The sequence below is a fragment of the Aliihoeflea sp. PC F10.4 genome, from assembly GCF_054612275.1.
This window is the reverse complement of the sequence record NZ_JBTSWH010000001.1, coordinates 3,255,694-3,272,781: the sequence shown is the minus strand read 5'-3', so window position 1 is coordinate 3,272,781 and position 17,088 is coordinate 3,255,694. Positions and strand designations below refer to the sequence as shown.

At 60.9% G+C, this 17,088-nt stretch carries 20 protein-coding genes; 12 read left to right on the top strand and 8 right to left on the bottom strand.

What is annotated here, in order from left to right; all coding sequences use genetic code 11:
• Nucleotides 1-44 precede the first annotated feature (44 nt).
• Together ACX82Z_RS16430 and ACX82Z_RS16425 are read right to left on the bottom strand one after the other, a co-directional pair.
• Nucleotides 45-704 (bottom strand): DsbA family protein, encoded by a 660-nt coding sequence (locus ACX82Z_RS16430; protein ID WP_028793180.1) that lies wholly within the window; start codon nucleotides 702-704, stop codon nucleotides 45-47.
• A complete protein-coding gene (locus ACX82Z_RS16425; RefSeq protein ID WP_024706423.1) occupies nucleotides 701-1,141 on the bottom strand; it encodes a disulfide bond formation protein B in 441 nt (146 codons plus the stop codon). Before ACX82Z_RS16425 ends, ACX82Z_RS16430 begins: the two co-directional genes overlap by 4 nt.
• Before the next feature lie 221 nt (nucleotides 1,142-1,362).
• Between ACX82Z_RS16425 and ACX82Z_RS16420 the strand changes: the two genes are divergently transcribed.
• The 10 genes from ACX82Z_RS16420 (at nucleotide 1,363) to ACX82Z_RS16375 (ending at nucleotide 9,714) form a co-directional block, all read left to right on the top strand.
• Nucleotides 1,363-3,495: a heavy metal translocating P-type ATPase gene (locus ACX82Z_RS16420; protein ID WP_459590139.1), complete on the top strand. Its 2,133-nt coding sequence runs from the start codon at nucleotides 1,363-1,365 to the stop codon at nucleotides 3,493-3,495.
• A gap of 66 nt (nucleotides 3,496-3,561) precedes the next feature.
• Entirely contained in the window at nucleotides 3,562-4,179 is a 618-nt protein-coding gene (locus ACX82Z_RS16415; protein WP_459590138.1) for a cation transporter, read from the top strand.
• Nucleotides 4,172-4,675: a copper chaperone PCu(A)C gene (locus tag ACX82Z_RS16410; protein WP_459590137.1), complete on the top strand. Its 504-nt coding sequence runs from the start codon at nucleotides 4,172-4,174 to the stop codon at nucleotides 4,673-4,675. Before ACX82Z_RS16415 ends, ACX82Z_RS16410 begins: the two co-directional genes overlap by 8 nt.
• On the top strand, nucleotides 4,672-5,292 hold the full coding sequence (locus tag ACX82Z_RS16405; RefSeq protein WP_012092648.1) for an SCO family protein: 621 nt from the start codon (nucleotides 4,672-4,674) through the stop codon (nucleotides 5,290-5,292). The genes ACX82Z_RS16410 and ACX82Z_RS16405 overlap by 4 nt, the downstream gene beginning before the upstream one ends.
• Complete coding sequence (locus tag ACX82Z_RS16400) at nucleotides 5,292-6,035, top strand: cytochrome c biogenesis CcdA family protein (RefSeq protein ID WP_459590136.1); 744 nt, start codon at nucleotides 5,292-5,294, stop codon at nucleotides 6,033-6,035. Before ACX82Z_RS16405 ends, ACX82Z_RS16400 begins: the two co-directional genes overlap by 1 nt.
• A 25-nt stretch (nucleotides 6,036-6,060) precedes the next feature.
• Nucleotides 6,061-6,525, top strand: a complete 465-nt coding sequence (gene lspA, locus ACX82Z_RS16395) for a signal peptidase II (protein ID WP_459590135.1) — start codon at nucleotides 6,061-6,063, stop codon at nucleotides 6,523-6,525.
• On the top strand, nucleotides 6,522-7,634 hold the full coding sequence (locus tag ACX82Z_RS16390) for a flavin-containing monooxygenase (RefSeq protein ID WP_051085129.1): 1,113 nt from the start codon (nucleotides 6,522-6,524) through the stop codon (nucleotides 7,632-7,634). Before lspA ends, ACX82Z_RS16390 begins: the two co-directional genes overlap by 4 nt.
• 439 nt (nucleotides 7,635-8,073) lie before the next feature.
• Complete coding sequence (gene copM / locus ACX82Z_RS16385; RefSeq protein WP_459590134.1) at nucleotides 8,074-8,568, top strand: CopM family metallochaperone; 495 nt, start codon at nucleotides 8,074-8,076, stop codon at nucleotides 8,566-8,568.
• 120 nt (nucleotides 8,569-8,688) lie between these two features.
• Nucleotides 8,689-9,087, top strand: a complete 399-nt coding sequence (gene cueR, locus ACX82Z_RS16380) for a Cu(I)-responsive transcriptional regulator (protein ID WP_459590133.1) — start codon at nucleotides 8,689-8,691, stop codon at nucleotides 9,085-9,087.
• Between the two features lie 159 nt (nucleotides 9,088-9,246).
• Nucleotides 9,247-9,714 carry a c-type cytochrome gene (locus ACX82Z_RS16375; RefSeq protein WP_459590132.1) on the top strand — a complete coding sequence of 156 codons (468 nt, stop codon included), beginning with the start codon at nucleotides 9,247-9,249 and terminating at the stop codon, nucleotides 9,712-9,714.
• A 16-nt stretch (nucleotides 9,715-9,730) separates the two neighbouring features.
• Here ACX82Z_RS16375 and ACX82Z_RS16370 read toward each other — a convergent pair whose 3' ends face one another.
• Together ACX82Z_RS16370 and ACX82Z_RS16365 are read right to left on the bottom strand one after the other, a co-directional pair.
• Nucleotides 9,731-10,342, bottom strand: a complete 612-nt coding sequence (locus ACX82Z_RS16370; RefSeq protein ID WP_459590131.1) for a class I SAM-dependent methyltransferase — start codon at nucleotides 10,340-10,342, stop codon at nucleotides 9,731-9,733.
• Between the two features lie 10 nt (nucleotides 10,343-10,352).
• On the bottom strand, nucleotides 10,353-12,719 hold the full coding sequence (locus tag ACX82Z_RS16365) for a heavy metal translocating P-type ATPase (RefSeq protein WP_459590130.1): 2,367 nt from the start codon (nucleotides 12,717-12,719) through the stop codon (nucleotides 10,353-10,355).
• Nucleotides 12,720-12,919: 200 nt separating this feature from the next.
• Here ACX82Z_RS16365 and ACX82Z_RS16360 point away from each other — a divergent pair, with 200 nt between their 5' ends.
• Entirely contained in the window at nucleotides 12,920-13,621 is a 702-nt protein-coding gene (locus tag ACX82Z_RS16360; RefSeq protein ID WP_459590129.1) for a VIT1/CCC1 transporter family protein, read from the top strand.
• Nucleotides 13,622-14,054: 433 nt separating this feature from the next.
• Here the strand turns inward: ACX82Z_RS16360 and ACX82Z_RS16355 are convergent, their stop codons facing one another.
• Nucleotides 14,055-14,765, bottom strand: a complete 711-nt coding sequence (locus tag ACX82Z_RS16355; protein WP_459590128.1) for a putative quinol monooxygenase — start codon at nucleotides 14,763-14,765, stop codon at nucleotides 14,055-14,057.
• 160 nt (nucleotides 14,766-14,925) lie between these two features.
• On the opposite strand from ACX82Z_RS16355, the gene ACX82Z_RS16350 reads away from it, so the two are divergent.
• Nucleotides 14,926-15,798, top strand: a complete 873-nt coding sequence (locus ACX82Z_RS16350; protein WP_061498856.1) for a LysR family transcriptional regulator — start codon at nucleotides 14,926-14,928, stop codon at nucleotides 15,796-15,798.
• A gap of 164 nt (nucleotides 15,799-15,962) precedes the next feature.
• On the opposite strand, the gene ACX82Z_RS16345 is transcribed toward ACX82Z_RS16350, so the two are convergent.
• Genes ACX82Z_RS16345 through ACX82Z_RS16335 form a run of 3 tightly spaced genes read right to left on the bottom strand, consistent with a single transcriptional unit; the run spans nucleotide 15,963 to nucleotide 17,016 of the window.
• Nucleotides 15,963-16,289, bottom strand: a complete 327-nt coding sequence (locus tag ACX82Z_RS16345; RefSeq protein WP_459590126.1) for a hypothetical protein — start codon at nucleotides 16,287-16,289, stop codon at nucleotides 15,963-15,965.
• A 50-nt stretch (nucleotides 16,290-16,339) separates the two neighbouring features.
• Nucleotides 16,340-16,696 carry an antibiotic biosynthesis monooxygenase family protein gene (locus tag ACX82Z_RS16340; RefSeq protein ID WP_090598490.1) on the bottom strand — a complete coding sequence of 119 codons (357 nt, stop codon included), beginning with the start codon at nucleotides 16,694-16,696 and terminating at the stop codon, nucleotides 16,340-16,342.
• On the bottom strand, nucleotides 16,693-17,016 hold the full coding sequence (locus ACX82Z_RS16335; protein ID WP_090598491.1) for an NIPSNAP family protein: 324 nt from the start codon (nucleotides 17,014-17,016) through the stop codon (nucleotides 16,693-16,695). Before ACX82Z_RS16335 ends, ACX82Z_RS16340 begins: the two co-directional genes overlap by 4 nt.
• Nucleotides 17,017-17,088: the final 72 nt, after the last annotated feature.

Here is a 17,088-nt window from a genome sequence, read left to right as displayed (position 1 = left end):
TCATGTAGGTTCTATTTGGACGTTTGTCGATCTCGATGGCTCGCCTAGTGCGCCGCTCTGGCGCTCTCCACCTCTTCACGCACCAGGTCGTGGAGTTGCTGCGGTCCGAAGGATTCCAGCGGCCTGCCATTCACGAAAAAGGTCGGTGTCTGGCGCACATTATTGCTCTGAACATCGGCCATATCCTGCTCAAGAACGGCGTCAATCTCGGCCGAGGACATCTCACGCCGTGCCTGCTCAACATCCAACCCAGCCGCCGCCACGATTTCCCAGGCTTTCTCGAGATCGGGTGCACCATGCACGGCCCATTCCGGCTGTCGCGCCAGCAGGGCTTCCAGTATCGGTTCGTATCTGTCCTGAAGACGGGCTGTTTCCAGAATCCTGACGGCTTCGTCAGATCCGTCATGGAAGGGCGCGTATCGGATGACCAGGCGCGTCTCGGCAGGGAAATTCGCCATGATCTGCTTAACGGCTGGATAGAAAGCTCGGCACGCCTCGCAGGACGGATCAAAGAATTCCACGATCGTCACCGGCGCATCCGCTGGGCCGATTACGGGTGAATGCGCCCTGACCAACGCATCACCTTGCGCCGGTGCAACGGGCTGTGCCGAGAGGCCGCCGTACCGGTCGTAGATAAAGGCACCGCCTGCAAAGACAATCAGTGCGACAAGGCCAGTGAGAAGTACGATGGACCGTCTGGTCATGTTGAACGTCTCCGGTGCGCGAGAACGAGAAGAAGAGCGATGCTCCCAAAGGCGGCGAGCGATAGGTAAGGGAGCGGCAAAATGCCAAGGACCGTCATCTCGACGCCAGAACATGACGGGCCGTCTTGTGTACAAGGCTCGATGGCTGCTGGAAGGATCCTCGCATAAAGGAGGGAGTGGAATGCAGCGATGGCGGCACCTAGGGCAGCCAGTGGAAGTCCGTACCGGGAAACGCTGGCATCACCTCGAAAGCTAGCGACAGCCAGAATGACCGCCAGCGGAAACATGAAAGCGCGCTGATGCCAGCACAGATTGCACGGCGTCTGTCCCATGACCTCACCAATGAAGAGAGCGCTGAGCGAGGCGGCAAGCGCAATGAGCCATGCCGAGAAGACGAACGCCCAGGTATTTGCAGTCGTGCCCGCCCCGGTGGTCATAGCACTCCCTTTCGCCATCGTTTCGCTTCGCTCCATTTACCTTTGCATTCAACTATTTCTGCACCCTGTACCCACTACAGGGTCAAGGCTCCTTAATGAAGTTGTACCGCGAATTTGCACGTGGATCGCAGCGCGAAATCAAATAAACGAAGTCCACTCTTGACCCTATAGTTGCTACAGGGTCTATCTGCGGTGTCACATTAAACCATCGAGGTGACACCATGGCGGCAGCGAGCCCTTACAGACTGCGTATAGAAGGCATGGACTGCGCCTCGTGCGCATTGAAAATCGAGACGGCGATGCAACGCCTGCCGGGCGTTAGCGACATCAATGTCAGCTACGCCAACGAGACGCTAGCATTGCAACTCGATGAAGACCGGACGGCCCTCGGCACTATTGAGCAAAAGATCCGAGCGCTCGGGTACACGCCAGTGATCGAGCAGGCTGAGACGAAGGGGGGTCCGCCTCGGAAGCGCATCACAGAGGCGTGGTGGAAAGGCAGCAAGGGTCGGCTTGTACTGCTGACCGGCGCACTGTTCATGCTTGCCTTCGCCATTGCGCGTATCCTGCCGGATTGGGAGCAATGGCTCTATTCAGGTGCGGCCCTGATCAGCGTTATCCCGTTCGCGCGGCGGGCGGTCGCCGGTGCGATGTCCGGCTCACCCTTCACCATCGAGACGTTGATGACGGTCGCGGCACTCGGCGCGGTCGCCATCGGCGAGGCCGAAGAAGCTGCTGTCGTGATCTTCCTGTTCGCAGTGGGCGAGCTGCTTGAAACCGTGGCGGCAGGCCGTGCGCGGGCAGGCATTGAAGCGCTGATCGATCTCGTGCCCCGGGTCGCGTTCCGCGAGCGTGATGGTGTCATTGAGCAGGTCGCTGCCGAAGAGTTGGCTATTGGTGATGTCGTCGTTGTTCGGCCTGGGGACCGTGTGCCGTCTGACGGCACGGTGATTGATGGTGCATCTGAGGTCGATGAGGCGCCCGTGACAGGCGAATCCATGCCCGTGCTTAAAGAAGCCGGCGCAAACGTCTATGCCGGCAGCATCAATGCAAATGGCGAGTTGCGAGTGTCGATCAGTCATGTCGCGGCCGACAATACCATTGCCCGCATCATCCACATGGTCGAGGAAGCTCAGGAATCAAAGGCCCCGACGGCGCGTATGATCGACCGTTTCAGCCGCTGGTATACGCCTGGCGCTATGGTCGTCGCGGCTCTGATCGTCGTGGTGCCGCCGCTCGCCTTCGGCGGTGACTGGATGACATGGGTATATCGGGGTCTTGCGACGTTGCTGATTGCTTGCCCCTGCGCGCTCGTGATTTCCACGCCGGCGGCTATTGCCTCGGGTCTTGCCGCCGGCGCGCGTCAGGGATTGCTGATTAAGGGGGGCGCGGCACTGGAAATACTCGGTAAGGTCGTAACTGTTGCCTTCGACAAGACAGGAACGCTGACGCGTGGCCATCCCCAGGTGACGGACATTGTGCCGATCAATGGGGACGAGAACGCCGTCCTTGCCATTGCAGCGGCCGTCGAGCGCAGCACCAGCCATCCTCTCGGGGTTGCAATCGTGGAGGCGGCAAAAGTGCGGGGGCTCGAACTGCCCGTCACCTTCGGGGGCGGCGTTGCCACACCCGGCAAAGCGGTCACAGCGCGGTTGAAGGACGGCTTCGCTTCGGTCGGGTCTCCCCGTCATGCCGCCGAACAGGCTGCCCTCGAAGAGAACATTGCCGAGACGATCACCACACTGGAGAGCCAGGGCAAGACGGTCGTCGTGCTTATAAAGGGCAAGACCATCGAGGGATTGATCGCGTTGCGCGACGAACCGCGCGACGACGCTATCGAAGGTGTGAAGCGGCTGACAGATCGCGGCGTGCGCCCTCTGATGCTGACCGGCGACAACAAGCGCACGGCCGACGCCATTGCGGCTCATCTCGGCCTTGAGGCGAGCGCCGAACTTCTGCCCGACGCCAAGCTCGCCGAGATCGGCCGCCTCAGGGCTGATGGACCGATTGCCATGGTGGGAGACGGTATCAACGACGCTCCGGCGCTCGCTGCTGCCTCCGTTGGCGTTGCCATGGGTGCGGGCACCGACGTCGCGCTGGAAACCGCTGATGCCGCGCTGCTCAGAAACCGGGTGACGGGTATCGCTGATCTCATCGGATTGTCGCAGGCGACGCTCGGCAATATCTGGCAGAACATCGCAATAGCGCTTGGTCTGAAGGCTGTCTTCCTCGTGACGACTCTATTCGGCATTACCACGCTCTGGATGGCCATCCTCGCCGATACGGGCGCTACTGTCCTCGTTACGGCCAATGCGCTGCGCCTGCTGACCTGGCGCGGCACCCGCGACAAATGAGCTTGAACAGTGCGCACATGCAGGTCGCGGCTTCCACTTCTCGCCAAGAAAGCCGAGGTATAATTTATGAGTAATCAGTCCCAGGGCAGTGCCAATTCATCCGAGAAGAGCGAACAATGGGCGCTCGCATGGGTACTTGCGATTAATACTGCCCAGGCAGCCATTGTGGGGGGATTAGGGTGGTGGGCTCAGTCAACAGGATTGATGGGCTCTGCACTCGATAATCTTGGCGATGCCGGTGTCTACGCTATTAGCCTTTTCGTCGTAGGTCGCGGTTTGGCGGCGAAGGTTCGAGTTGCCCGGCTGTCGGGTATCCTTCTGATGGTTTTCGCTGGTCTTCTTCTATTTGAAGTCGGTCGTCGCTTCTTCACTGGCTCCGATCCGATAGGGCCGGTCATGATTGCCGTGGCAATCGCGAGCGCGCTTACGAATATGATCTGCATGTGGTTCCTGAATTCTCATCGGGAAGGCGGCGTGCATCTGCAAGCCTCATGGATTTTCACGACAAACGACATGCTCGTGAACTCAGCCATCGCGCTTTCGGGTCTGGCCGTAATCCTTTTCAATTCGCCCTACCCGGATCTGATCATCGGCCTGGGCGTGGTTGTTGTCGTTGTCAGAAGCGGCTTCGAAATCCTTGAGAAGGCCGGCGAAGCTGGAAAAGGAGAAAAGGAACATGACTAGTTTGCGAGCCCTATCCGCCGCCTTCCTTGCCCTTGCAGTGTCGATCTCTCCTGCTGTGGGTCACGACTTCCAAGCTGGTTCGATCACCATCAATCACCCGTGGTCACGCGCGACTCCGCCGGTCACGCCGGTAGCCGGCGGCTATCTGACGCTGACAAACGATGGCGATATGGCCGATCGCCTGGTTTCAATCTCATCACCTCTGTCAGACCGGGTGGAAATCCATGAGTCGACCGTGAGCGATGGGGTTGCCAGCATGAGGCCTGTGCAAAATGGCATCGAAATTGGAGCTGGCGAGACCGTCGAGCTTCAACCTGGCGGTATGCACATCATGTTCTTGAAGCCATCGCGCCCTTTGAAGGATGGGAAGCGGTTTGCCGCGACTCTTGTGTTCGAGCAGGCCGGTGCGATCGACGTTGAGTTCGTTGTGCAGAACATGGGTGCTCGTCCGGAATTTGCGAACGAACATGACGGGCACGGAGAGGCTGTCCAATGAGCGGCGTCAAACTTTTCCGCCTTGTTGCATGGGTTGCCGTCGCCGCTGTCGGCGGGCTTTTCATCGGCCTGTCCGTATCCAAGCCTTGGCAACAGCAAACCGTGGCGGTCGCGTCCTCGACAGGCACGGCAGCCATCGGCGGCCCGTTCCAGCTCACATCCCATCGAGGCGAAACGATCGACAATGCTGCGCTGGCCGGAAAGCCTTATCTCGCCTTCTTCGGCTTCACCCATTGTCCCGATGTGTGCCCGACGACGCTCTATGAACTGAGCGATCTCATGAACGAGCTCGGGCCGGTGGCCGACCAGTTCAACGTCCTGTTCTTCACCGTCGATCCCGAACGGGACACACAAGAATTGCTGGCTCAGTACATGACAGCCTTTGATAACCGCATCCTCGCACTGCGGGGAAACCGACAGGAAACGGACGCTGTGGTGAAGGCCTTTGCGGCCTATGCGCGAAAAGTGCCTCTGGAAGGGGGCGAATACACAATGGATCATACCGCCGGCGTTTACCTGATGGATGCCGAGAGCCAATTCGTCGGCACGCTCGACATGCACGAGCCGCGTGAGATTCGATTGCAGAAGCTCCGCCGCCTGGCGGGCGAGATTGGCTGATGGAGTTCTCCAGTATCGGAATAGCGACGGCTTTCGCCGCAGGTGTCGTATCCTTCCTGTCGCCCTGCGTCCTTCCGCTGGTGCCGGGCTATATCTCCTACGTCGCAGGCCGCACGATTAGCCCGGATGGCACTGCGGCCGATGCCGAATTCAAGGCGGCAAGCCGAACTCTCGGCCTCAGCCTCTGCTTCGTGCTCGGCTTTACGACCGTGTTCGTCCTCCTTGGGGCCAGCGCAACCGTGTTGAGCCGGCTCCTGCGCATGTATCTTTTCGAAGCGAACCTGATCGGAGGCGTAATCGTCGTCCTCTTCGGTCTGTTCACGACAGGCCTCGTACCAATGCCCTGGCTCAATCGTGAAGCGCGGTTCCATGCCAATCCGGGCAGCGGAAGCGCCGGCGCGGCTTATCTCCTCGGTCTCGCTTTCGCGTTCGGCTGGACTCCCTGCATCGGACCAGTGCTGGGCGCGATTCTGACCCTCTCCGCTGCCAACGCCACGGTTGCAAGCGGAACGACGCTGCTCGCCGTCTATTCCCTGGGCCTTGGCCTCCCTTTCATCTTGGCGGCTTTATTCATGCGCGGGTTCATGGCGCGGATGATGTCGATGCGCCGCACCGGCCGGGTGCTCAAAATCGTCGCTGGTGGGGTGATGGTGGTGATGGGCATCGCCATGATCACCGGCCATCTCTCTAGCTTTGCAATATGGCTGCTCCAGACGTTCCCGGCCCTCGGTCGGATCGGCTAAGCCGGAGTTTAAAGGACATTCGGACATGCTCAGGCTCGGCCTTCCACTCGCCCTTGGCGGGTTTTTCATTGATCAGGCGACGAAGTGGTGGGTCATGGACCATGTTATGAATCCACCTCAGGTCATTCCGGTCACCGGCTTCTTTAATCTCGTGCTCGGCTTTAACACCGGCGTGAGCTTCGGATTGTTCGGCCAGGCGCCGGTTTGGCTCCTGATGGCGTTCCCGCTCGCTATAGTCGCCGGCCTCCTTATCTGGATCCATCGAAGCGACAGCCGCCTGACGGCATCCGCCCTCGGGCTCGTGGTTGGGGGGGCGCTCGGCAATCTGCTCGACCGGCTCCGGCAGGGTGCCGTGACGGATTTCCTGGATTTTTACATCGGCAGCTATCATTGGCCCGCCTTCAATCTTGCCGACGTGGCGATTGTCTGTGGGGTCGGGCTTTTGCTGGTGGAGAGCGTTCTGGCACGAGGCAAAACAAAGGCTGCATGAACAGAAGCCCTCGCCAGCTATCCGTGAGCCATGGTTCGGAGGAAATAGACGTTCTAGTGATCGGCGCGGGTCAAGCGGGACTCGCAGCCGGCTATTATCTTGCCCGACCAGAGCTTTCATTCCAAATCGTCGATCGCCATGCCCGCGTCGGCGACAGTTGGCGCCATCGCTACGATTCCCTGACCCTGTTCACTCCGCGCGCATTTAGTTCGCTGCCTGGTCTTGCGCTCGATGGGGACCCAGAAGGCTATCCAACGCGAGACGAGTTTGCGAATTATCTCGAAACCTACGCCAGCCATTTCGACCTACCGGTGCATTCCGGAAATGGTGTGGCTCGGCTCGAACGCCGGGCCGATGAGCGGTTCGCCGCGCAACTCGACGATGGCAGGTACATAGTAGCGAAGGCAGTGATCGTCGCGACGGGTGCGTTTCAGAAACCGATAATCCCAACGATTGCTGCCGGCTTCGACAGCGCAGTCAAGCAACTAACACCGGAAAGTTATCACAATCCCAGTGATCTCCCGCTTGGCATGGTCCTTATTGTCGGAGATGGAGCAAGCGGACGCGACATCGCAGCCGAGCTGGCTTTGACCCATGAAGTGGTGCTTGCGGCTGGACGCAGCCGCCGTCTGTTTCCCGAGCGCATTCTGGGCCAGAGTACATGGTGGTGGCTGCACACATTGGGCTTGATGAGAGCAAGGCCCGAATCGACGATAGGACGCGTGATGCGGCGCGCGGACCCCTTTCCTGACAGGGATCGGAGCCTTGACGACTTGGAACGAAGGGGCGTAGCCGTCGCGAAACGCTTAGTCTCTTCACAAGACCGCCTCGCATTCTTTGCCGATGGATCGAAACGGGTGATCGATTCCGTCATCTGGTGCATCGGATATCGAGACGATAGCGCATGGCTCCAGATTCCAGGCAGTACCCGTTCCAACGGAAGCATTCTGCAAGAAGGCGGCCTTTCTCCCGTACCGGGCCTTTTTCATCTAGGACGTCCGTGGCAGCGAAATCGTGCTTCAGCCCTCGTGATGGGCGCTGGTGAAGATGCTTCCGCAGTTGTCGCCGCATGCGCGAAATTCTGCTCCGGTCGCGACGTGCCGGTATGATAGGTCGCGGTGACGTCGGCCACCTGCAGCGTCTGGTTTCAGAAGCAATGACCTGCCTCAGGGACGTCCCGGATGGCGTCGCTTGTTGCCCGACCGCGTTGGTACCGTCCAGCAGGTTCCTACCGTGAATCTATGTCCCAATAATGCACAGGGGCCATACTCACCAGGCTCATGCCAAACCGAGCGACCAGCACAGCCTTCTCACCGTTCAGATGGACGCCGACTGTGATGTTGCGACATTAGGCTGTTGCATGATGGCTCATTGCTGTCCGGGGATTTCAGTCGGAGCGCATGAAATTACCACCGTTTCGGCCAGCGACGAGACGACGGCTGCGACGCCGGTGCCGGGCTTGGGAAGCGATCCTGGGGTGATCCTCCCCCCTCCGCGACGTCTGTGGCTCTGATCGCTCGACAAATCATACATTCAGGAGAAATCAAGATGACTATCGCAAAGACGATCCTCGCCGCGGCTGTCGCCGCTACCGCATTCTCAGCGCCCGTCATGGCGCAGGACGCGGAATTCCAACTCCCCGAGCAGTGCACGACAGCGGCTGCCTCGGGTGGCATGGACCACTCGGCCATGGGACATGGGGGCATGCCCGGCAATCAGGGCGGCGGCATGAATGCGGGCATGATGGAGATGATGGGCATGGGAGGCATGGACCTCGAAAGCATGCCCGAGCATGTCCAGGAGAACATGCGCAAGATGATGATCACCATGCCGGCCATGCACGAAGGCATGATGATGGAGGATGCCGACGTGGCCTTCGCCTGTGGAATGATCGCCCACCATCAGGGCGCCATCGACATGGCTGAGGTGTTGCTCGAGCACGGCGACGATCCGCAGATGCGCGCGCTTGCCGAGGAGATCATCGCGGCGCAGGGCCCCGAGATCGAGCGGATGACCACTTGGCTGGCTGAGAACGCCAACTGAGACCACAGCGGCCGCGCGGTGCAGACCGCGCGGCCACTTCTGTCCGCGCGCATCGAAATCACTTGAGCTTCCAGCGGCTGGAACCCTTATGTTGGCGGGAGCAACTATGGAGATGCCGCCATGAACATCGGAACAGCCGCCAGGCAATCGGGCCTTGCGCCCAAGACGATCCGCTACTACGAAGACATCGGTCTGCTGACCGCCGACCGGGCTGCCAACGGGTACCGCGACTATTCCAACGAGGACGTCCATCGGCTGCGCTTCGTCCAGCGGTCCCGTAGCCTCGGGTTTTCAGTCGAGGAATGTCGGCAGCTGCTCTCCCTCTATACCGACCGCGACCGCGCCAGCGCGGATGTGAAGGCGATCGCCACCGAGAAGCTTGGCGAGATCGACCGCAAGATCGCGGAACTGACCGGGTTGCGGGAGATGCTCGGGCATCTTGTCGAGAATTGTCACGGCGACGCCCGCCCTGACTGCCCGATCATCGACGGGCTCTCGGGAAGGTCGCGCGACCACTAGGACTTAGGAGATCGGAACGATGATGGGCGACGGCATGATGTGGGGAATGGGGCTGTGGGGCGTGGTGGTCGCCATTCTCGTGGTGCTCGTCGTTGCGGCTCTGGTCAAATACGTCTTCTTTCGCTGATGGCAGAGTCGTGGCGCATTCGGGGGCATCGGATGCCGGTCAAGCCTATCTTGTCCGACCTACTTCTGTTGCCCGCATTGTCCGCGTTAATCGGGCTCATGCCGCTTCCGGCCGCGGCGTTCCTCCACGCCTCCGAGACCGATACCGGTGCCGGGCGCGAGCTTTACGTCGAGCACTGCGCGGCCTGCCACGGCGCCGATCTGGAGGGACAGCCCAACTGGCGCAGCTCCGACGCCAACGGGCTCTATCCGGCGCCGCCCCATGACGAGACCGGCCACACCTGGCATCACGATGACGCGATGCTGATCGACTACATCACCCGAGGCGGTCAGGCCGTCCTGGACGACATGGACGTGACCTTCACGTCGGGCATGCCGGGCTTCGGTTCTGTTCTGGACCCGAGCGAGATCGAAGCCATTCTGGACTACATCAAGTCAACATGGCCCCAGCACATTCGCGACGCGCAGGCGCAGCGGTCGATCGCGGCCGGTGCCGATTGACGGTTTCCCGCACCCGTCAGACTTTCTGGAAAAGCCCGAAGTAGAACCGCTGCACGCTGCCCCGAGGCGTGCGGTGCGCGTGGTTCAGCGATCTGACGAGCCGATATCCGCTGCCAAGCCGTGTCGAAAGCAGGGCCGCATCGTATCGAGCGACCGGTAAGCCGCTGCACGAGGTCGGACCTTCGAGTGCGAACGTGCCGATGATGGCGTGGCCGCCGGGGACGAGGGCCTTGTTCATGACTTTCAGATAGGCTTCCTGATCCGAAGCCTCGGTCAGGAAATGGAACGCGGCCCGATCGTGCCAGACGTCGAAGCGGCCGGAGGGCTGCCAGTGCAGGACGTCCGCCACCACCCATTCGATCGGTGCATCCGGCGGTAGCCGCGCGCGCGCCGTGCGCAAGGCGGTTTCGGAGAGATCGAGAACCGTAATGCGGCGGAACCCCTGGTCCAGCAGGCAATCCACCAGCCTCGATGAGCCGGCACCGACATCGACGATGGCCGCATCCTTGCTCGCGCCGGTCTCGGCGATGAGGTCGAGCGATACCTGCGGACGGTCCTCGAACCAGCTTGTCTCGGCCTCCTCCTTGCTCCGGTAGACGCCTTCCCACCGGTTCGGGTCTTCGGACATCGTCACCCCTTCACAGCTCGATCCGACGCAGTCGCAGCGCGTTACTGATCACCGAGACGGACGACAGGCTCATCGCCGCCGCCGCGATCATCGGGGACAGCAACATCCCGGTGAGCGGGTAGAGCAGCCCCGCCGCGACCGGCACGCCAAGGGCGTTGTAGGCGAAGGCGAAGAACAGGTTCTGCTTGATGTTGCGCAGGGTGGCGCGTGCCAGCTTGCGCGCCCGGACGATGCCCATCAGGTCGCCCCCCAGCAGGGTGATGCCGGCGCTTTCCATCGCCACGTCGGCCCCTGTGCCCATTGCGATGCCGACATCGGCGGCAGCCAGCGCGGGCGCGTCGTTCACCCCGTCACCCGCCATCGCGATCTTGTGGCCGTCGCGGCGCAACTGGTCGATGAGGTCCTTCTTGGCCTCGGGCAGCACGCCTGCGCGCACCTCGTCGATGCCGAGCCTGCCCGCCACCGCCTGCGCCGTGCGCTCGTTGTCGCCGGTCGCCATGATCACCCGCAGACCCTGAGCGTGAAGTTCCCTGATCGCTTGTGCAGTACTCTCCTTGATCGGGTCGGCCACCGCCACGATACCCGCAAGCGCGCCGTCGACCGCGATGAACATCGCCGTCTTGCCGTCGGCGCGCAGGGTGTCGGCCTTTGCCTCGGCCGCCCCCGTGTCCAGCCCCATCTCCTGCATCATCGCGGCATTGCCGAGCGCCACCGCGCGTCCCCCGACACTGCCACGCACGCCCTTGCCGGTGACGGCGTCGAAGTCGGTCGCTTCCAGACGCGGGGCGCCCTGCGCTTCCGCCCCTTCGACGATCGCCTCCGCCAGCGGGTGCTCCGAGCCACGCTCGAGCGCTGCGGCGAGCGACAGCAGGTCGGTCTCGGTGATGCCCGCAACCGCCACGGTATCCGTTAGCTTCGGCTTGCCCATGGTCAGCGTGCCGGTCTTGTCCACGATCAGCGTGTCGACGGCCGCCATGCGCTCTAGCGCCTCGGCGTCCTTGATCAATACGCCTGCCTGCGCGCCGCGCCCTGCAGCCGTGGTGATGGAGATCGGCGTCGCCAGCCCCAGAGCGCAGGGACAGGCGATGATCAGCACCGACACCGCGGAGGCGATGGCAAAGACCAGCGCGGGCTCGGGGCCGACGGTTAGCCAGACGATGAAGGCGACGATGGCGATGGCGACCACGGTCGGCACGAACACCGCCGACACCCGGTCGGCCAGCCCCTGGATCGGCGCGCGCGATCGGCGCGCGTTCGACACCATGGCCACGATCTGCGCCAGCACGGTGTCGGAGCCGACCTTGCCCGCCTCGATCACCAGAGAGCCGTTCTTGTTGATCGTGGCACCGGTCACCGCATCGCCCGGGCCCTTTTCGACCGGCATCGACTCGCCGGTCAGCATGCTCTCGTCCAGCGACGAGCGTCCGTCGATCACCACACCGTCGACCGGGACCGCATCGCCGGGGCGGACGCGCAGCCTGTCCCCCTCCATGATGTTTTCCAGCGGCGCGTCGTATTCCGTGCCGTCCGGCAGGATGCGCCGCGCGGTCTTGGGCGCGAGGTCCAGAAGGGCACGGATCGCATCTCCGGTGCGTTCGCGTGCCCGCAGTTCCAGCACCTGGCCCACGAAGACCAACGCCACGATCACCACGGCCGCCTCGTAGTAGGTGCCGACGCCATGGCCCATCCGGTAGGCATCCGGAAACACGCCAGGCAGGAAGGTTGCGACCAGCGAATAGAGATACGCCGCCCCCACGCCGAGGCTGATCAGCGTCCACATGTTGGGCGACCGGTTCAGTACCGAATCCCAGCCACGCCGGAAGAACGGCAGGGCCGCCCAGAGGATGATCGGCGTCGCCAGCACGAACTCCAGATAGCTCGCCGTCTGATGCCCGACCCAGTCGCGCACCGGCAACGCCACCAACTCACCCATCGTCAGGATGATGAGCGGCACCGCGGCGGCGGCCGAGATCCACATCCGGCGGGTGAAGTCGGTCAGTTCCTCGCTGGGCTCGTCCGAGGGCACCATCCGTTCCAGCGCCATACCGCAGATCGGGCAGGACCCCGGCGCATCGCGCACGATCTCCGGATGCATCGGGCAGGTGTACTGGACGTTGGCCGGAACAGCTTTCTTGCGGCCTGCGGCACGACCAGAGGCGTAGAACCAGGGATCGGCCTGGAACTTCGTCTGGCACTTGCCCGAGCAGAAATGGAAGTCCTTTCCGCCGAAGGTTTCCGATCGGGTCTCCGGCTTCAGGGTCACCGTCATGCCGCAGACAGGGTCGATGGCCGTTGGACCAGTTCCAGGCGCATCGTGGTGCGTCGGCATTTCGTCATCGGTGTGGGCGTGACCTCGGTGCGGATCGACGGTGGACATGGTGTTCTCCTTTCGCGGACGGTGCCGCGCGAAGGCCAATGCAGGACCCTCAGCATCAATGTGCTCCTTCCTGTCACTGGAAGGTCAAGTGCAGATCGTACCGTGACGGGGGATCGCACGACGAAGCCGGTCGGACATCGTCACAAGATACCGCTATAGTAACGCATGAGCGCGATTGCGGCTTGGAAAGATTTTCTCTGATGAGTCGTCTGTCGCATTCAGAAATCCACATGGTGCATCGCATCGGCTGGTTGCGCGCTGCTGTTCTCGGGGCGAATGACGGCCTCGTTTCAACTGCGAGCTTGGTTGTCGGGGTCGCCGCGGCCGGATCTGGTCGTCCCGAAATCCTGATCGCCGGACTTGCCGGCCTCGTCGCCGGAGCGATGTCGATGGCGGCCGGCGAATACGTCTCGGTCAGTTCGCAGACTGATGCGGAACACGCCGACATCGCGCGCGAGACGCGGGAATTGAAGGAAACGCCCAAGGCGGAGCTGGACGAGCTGACCCGCATCTACATGGCGCGGGGGCTTGATGAGGGCCTCGCCCATCAGGTTGCGATCCAGCTGACCGCAAAGGACGCACTTGCCGCTCACTCGCGTGACGAACTCGGCATCTCGGAAACGGTCACCGCGCATCCGATCCAGGCTGCCCTGGTTTCGGCGGCGACCTTCGCCGTCGGGGCGGTCATCCCGCTCATCATTGCGGCGCTCGTGCCTGCCACTCAGATCACTCTCATCGTCGCGGTCACCACTTTGATCGCGCTTTCGGTGCTGGGCGGACTCGGTGCCTCAGCCGGAGGTGCGGGCATCGTCAAGGGAGCCGTCCGCGTCACCTTCTGGGGCGCGCTTGCCATGGCCGCGACCGCAGCCGTGGGGACGCTCTTCGGTGTGACTGTCGGCTAGGCAGGTGTGGAGTTTCTGATGGGGACGGCACTACAAGGTCAAAGCGAATGCTGGAAGTCGCCACTGGCACCCAACGAAAAGCATGATTTCAATGGGTTAAAGTGGAGAAGGTTGGATATCAGGCCCATCCCCTCCGCCACTTTGGTAAAAACCGGGAACGCCGATTCCCGCCGACTTTCCTCCTTTGGTGGCTACCGGCGTCCTCAATAGGGTGTTTTTTGCTGCCCTCGATGTAGATCGCGTCGTCCGCGATCTCGGCGTGTTGGGCGAAGGCGCGGACATGTTCCCGCCGATAGCCGCCCTTTCCAAGCCGGAGGCGAGTGCGAGCTTCGCTTGCCAGTTCCGGCACGGCCGCTTTGGCGTGAATCTAAATTCAAACAGCAAAGCGCCCGATGGATTGCACCGGGCACTTCTTTCTCAAGTCACCTCGAGATTACTTGGTAGCGAGGATTTCGAAATTGTGGACGTTTGCCACCACACCGTCGTCCCATCCACCTGAGATCAATTCTGAAGCCTTTTCATTCAGGAGTCCGGCGACTTGTCCGGCAAAGTGCGCTTCGCGGCCAGAGTTGTCGGCAAAGATGTCGAAGTTGTTCCCGTCAATCTGCAGCGCCGCCCAGAACAATGTCTTGGGTTCAGTTTCTGCGACGATGGGGCCGGCGGCGGTCAGCAAGGCTGCCAATTCGGGGCCTTTACCTGGAGCAGCTTCGAGCTTGATGTAAGTTGCGGTCGTTGCCGTGTAGAGATCAACCGGCGCCTTTACCGACAGGACATCGGAGTTGTTGATATTCGCGACAACACCGTCGTCCCATCCTCCGTCGACCAGCGCGTCGGCGTTTTGCTTCAAAGCCGCAGCAACCGCTCCTGAGAAGTGAGCGTCGCGTGCTTCTTCATCTGCGAAGATGTCAAAGATTGCGAGCATATCGTCGGCTTGCAGAGCAAACCAAAGTACAGTTCCCGTCTCTGTTTCCCGCACGATAGGTGCGGCACCTGCCAGAAACTCCGCGAAGGCTCCGGTCTGGCCTTCGGCGGCGGGCATGGCGATGTAGCTGGCAGTATGATTTTCCATTGCGTTGTCCTGTGCAGTTGCAGAAGTTGTGAACAGAGCCAGTGCGGCGAATGTCTGAAGGATTTGCGCTTTCATGGTCGTCTCCTGATTTGAAGTGCATCGTGTTTGGTTTCGATGCACTCTTGTCCCATGCTGGGTGCGCCGGGCTCCAATTCCGAAATTCTATTCTTTGATAGACGTGGACTATCGAACTTGTTTTGATGGCCTGAAATGAGATGTGACGGAGAATGTGGCGATGGAAATGAACCAGATCAGGTATTTTCTTGCCGTCTGCGAGCACCGAAACTTCACCCACGCAGCCAGTGCCTCCAATGTCTCCCAACCTTCCTTGACGACTGCGATCAAGAAACTTGAAGACGAGCTTGGAGGTGACCTGTTTGTCAGGGACCGTGCGGGATGCAGGCCTACGTCCCTCGGTAAACTCATGCAGCCAAGGTTGCAGAAGGTTCACGATGAGACGCGACAGGCTAAGGCAGAGGCGGTCCGTCATATGCGCTTGGAGCGGGTTCCAATCTCTGTCGGTGTCGGCGAAACGATTGGCCACAACAGGATTTCGGCAGCTATGGAGCGTACTCGTACGCGATTGCCGCAAGCCGAAATCGAATTGATCGTTGCGTCAACCTCCGAGCTTCTTGCCGGGTTACGAGATGGTGAATTTGACGTTGTAGTCACCGCAGAGAAGGTCAGTGAAGACCTCTATCGTATAGACCATCTCTATGAAGAGGACTACAAGGTCGTGGTGTCAAAGTCGCATCCGTTGTCTGAACTAAATGCGATCTCTCTTTCGGCTCTTGCTAAAACTGACATGCTTGACCGCCTAAATTGCGAAATGCGGGATGTTTTGCATGGGGCCTGCGCGGATCATGGTCACGAACTCTACGCGGCCTATCGGTCAAATCGCGTGGATTGGTTAGTTGAACTTGCTCGGCAAGGGTCAGGTGCGGTGATCCTGCCAGCCACCGCTATTCCTTCGGACATGGGCCTGGTGTCGAAACCCATCGATGGCCTTGAAATATCAAGAACTGTTTTGGCCCTTCGATATCGGCACCAAACGACGAGACCAGAGACAAATGATCTGATCCGTGAGATGACGCGCACGCTGGCGTAGTGAGGTCGGTAATCGACATTCGCCCATCGTGCAGCATTCGTCACTTTGGGCTCAGACCAGACTTTCGCGGCATCACGCTCGAACGTCCGTTCTACTTTTCTTCGAGATCTCGCCCGCAATCCGCCACTTAGCGCTGGAGAAATTGCGCCAGATTGCGGTGAAGGTCACAGCGAACCACACCCATTGTGTGCGGTGATAGTCGTCGGTGACGAGGCCGTACTCCTCAAGAAGCCACCGCGCCGCGTGAGGCGACCTTCGGCGCGGGTAACAGTGGGTGGGTTCTTTTCAATCTTGAAGAGCCGCTTGATTTCCCTGATGACCTCTTCAGCAGACGGCCCCGACTTTGCCGTCGGGTGGAAGTGAATGAACGGCAGGTTTCGGGCGCCGAACGCGGCGCTCCGAACGGCGACAATGGGGTCGATTGCCGCCAGTTCGCGGCAGCCGATGACTAACACTAGATCGGGGTGGAAAGCGGTCGGGCAGGTTTCCAACCGGCTGGGCCAAGACAGCCTTAGGTGTGGGGCTCTTCATAATGCCCGACTCATCTTGCCTGCATGTCATGGTACCGAAGAGAGTCGATCGGCGCTCCGGCACGCTCATTCAGACTATAGCTCCGCACCACGTGCGCCACCCGCAGCCGGTAGTCGGCGAAGACACCGCCCCGTCCAAGGGCCTGGGCCGCACGATGCTCTTCTGTAGCGCGCCAGCGCTGCGCTGCATCCTCATCCCTGAAGAACGACAGCGACAGGATTTTCTGGGGATCAGAGAGACTCTGAAATCGCTCAACGGAAATGAACCCGTCGATCTGTTCGAGCACCGGGCGTAGCGCCGCCGCAGTGTCGAGGTATCGATCGTGTTGGCCTTCATTGGGAACAACCTCGAAAATGACGGCTATCATCCCGGCTCTCCGTGGGGTGCGGAGACCAGCTTCAGGAATGTCCTGTCCTCGCGCAGCAGAAATTTTTCGGACTTGGCGAATTCGTAGTTCTCGCGGCCGATGGGATCGGCGGCAAGTCGTGCGCGATAGGCTTCGTAGTCGGCCAGGCTCGCCACCTGATAGATGCCATAGGCCAGTGTGCTCGACCCTTCATGGGGAGCGAAGTAGCCGATCAGATCGGCCCCACATCGCGGAATTGCCTGACCCCAGTTTCGGGCATACCGGGCGAAAGCCTCCTTCTTCGTCGGATCGATCTCGTAGCGGATCACGCAGGTCAGCATGGTGTTCTCCTGTTTGTGCTGCGAAACCCCTAGCCGATTGCTCGAGGCGAATGCTTCGATTATGATCGAACC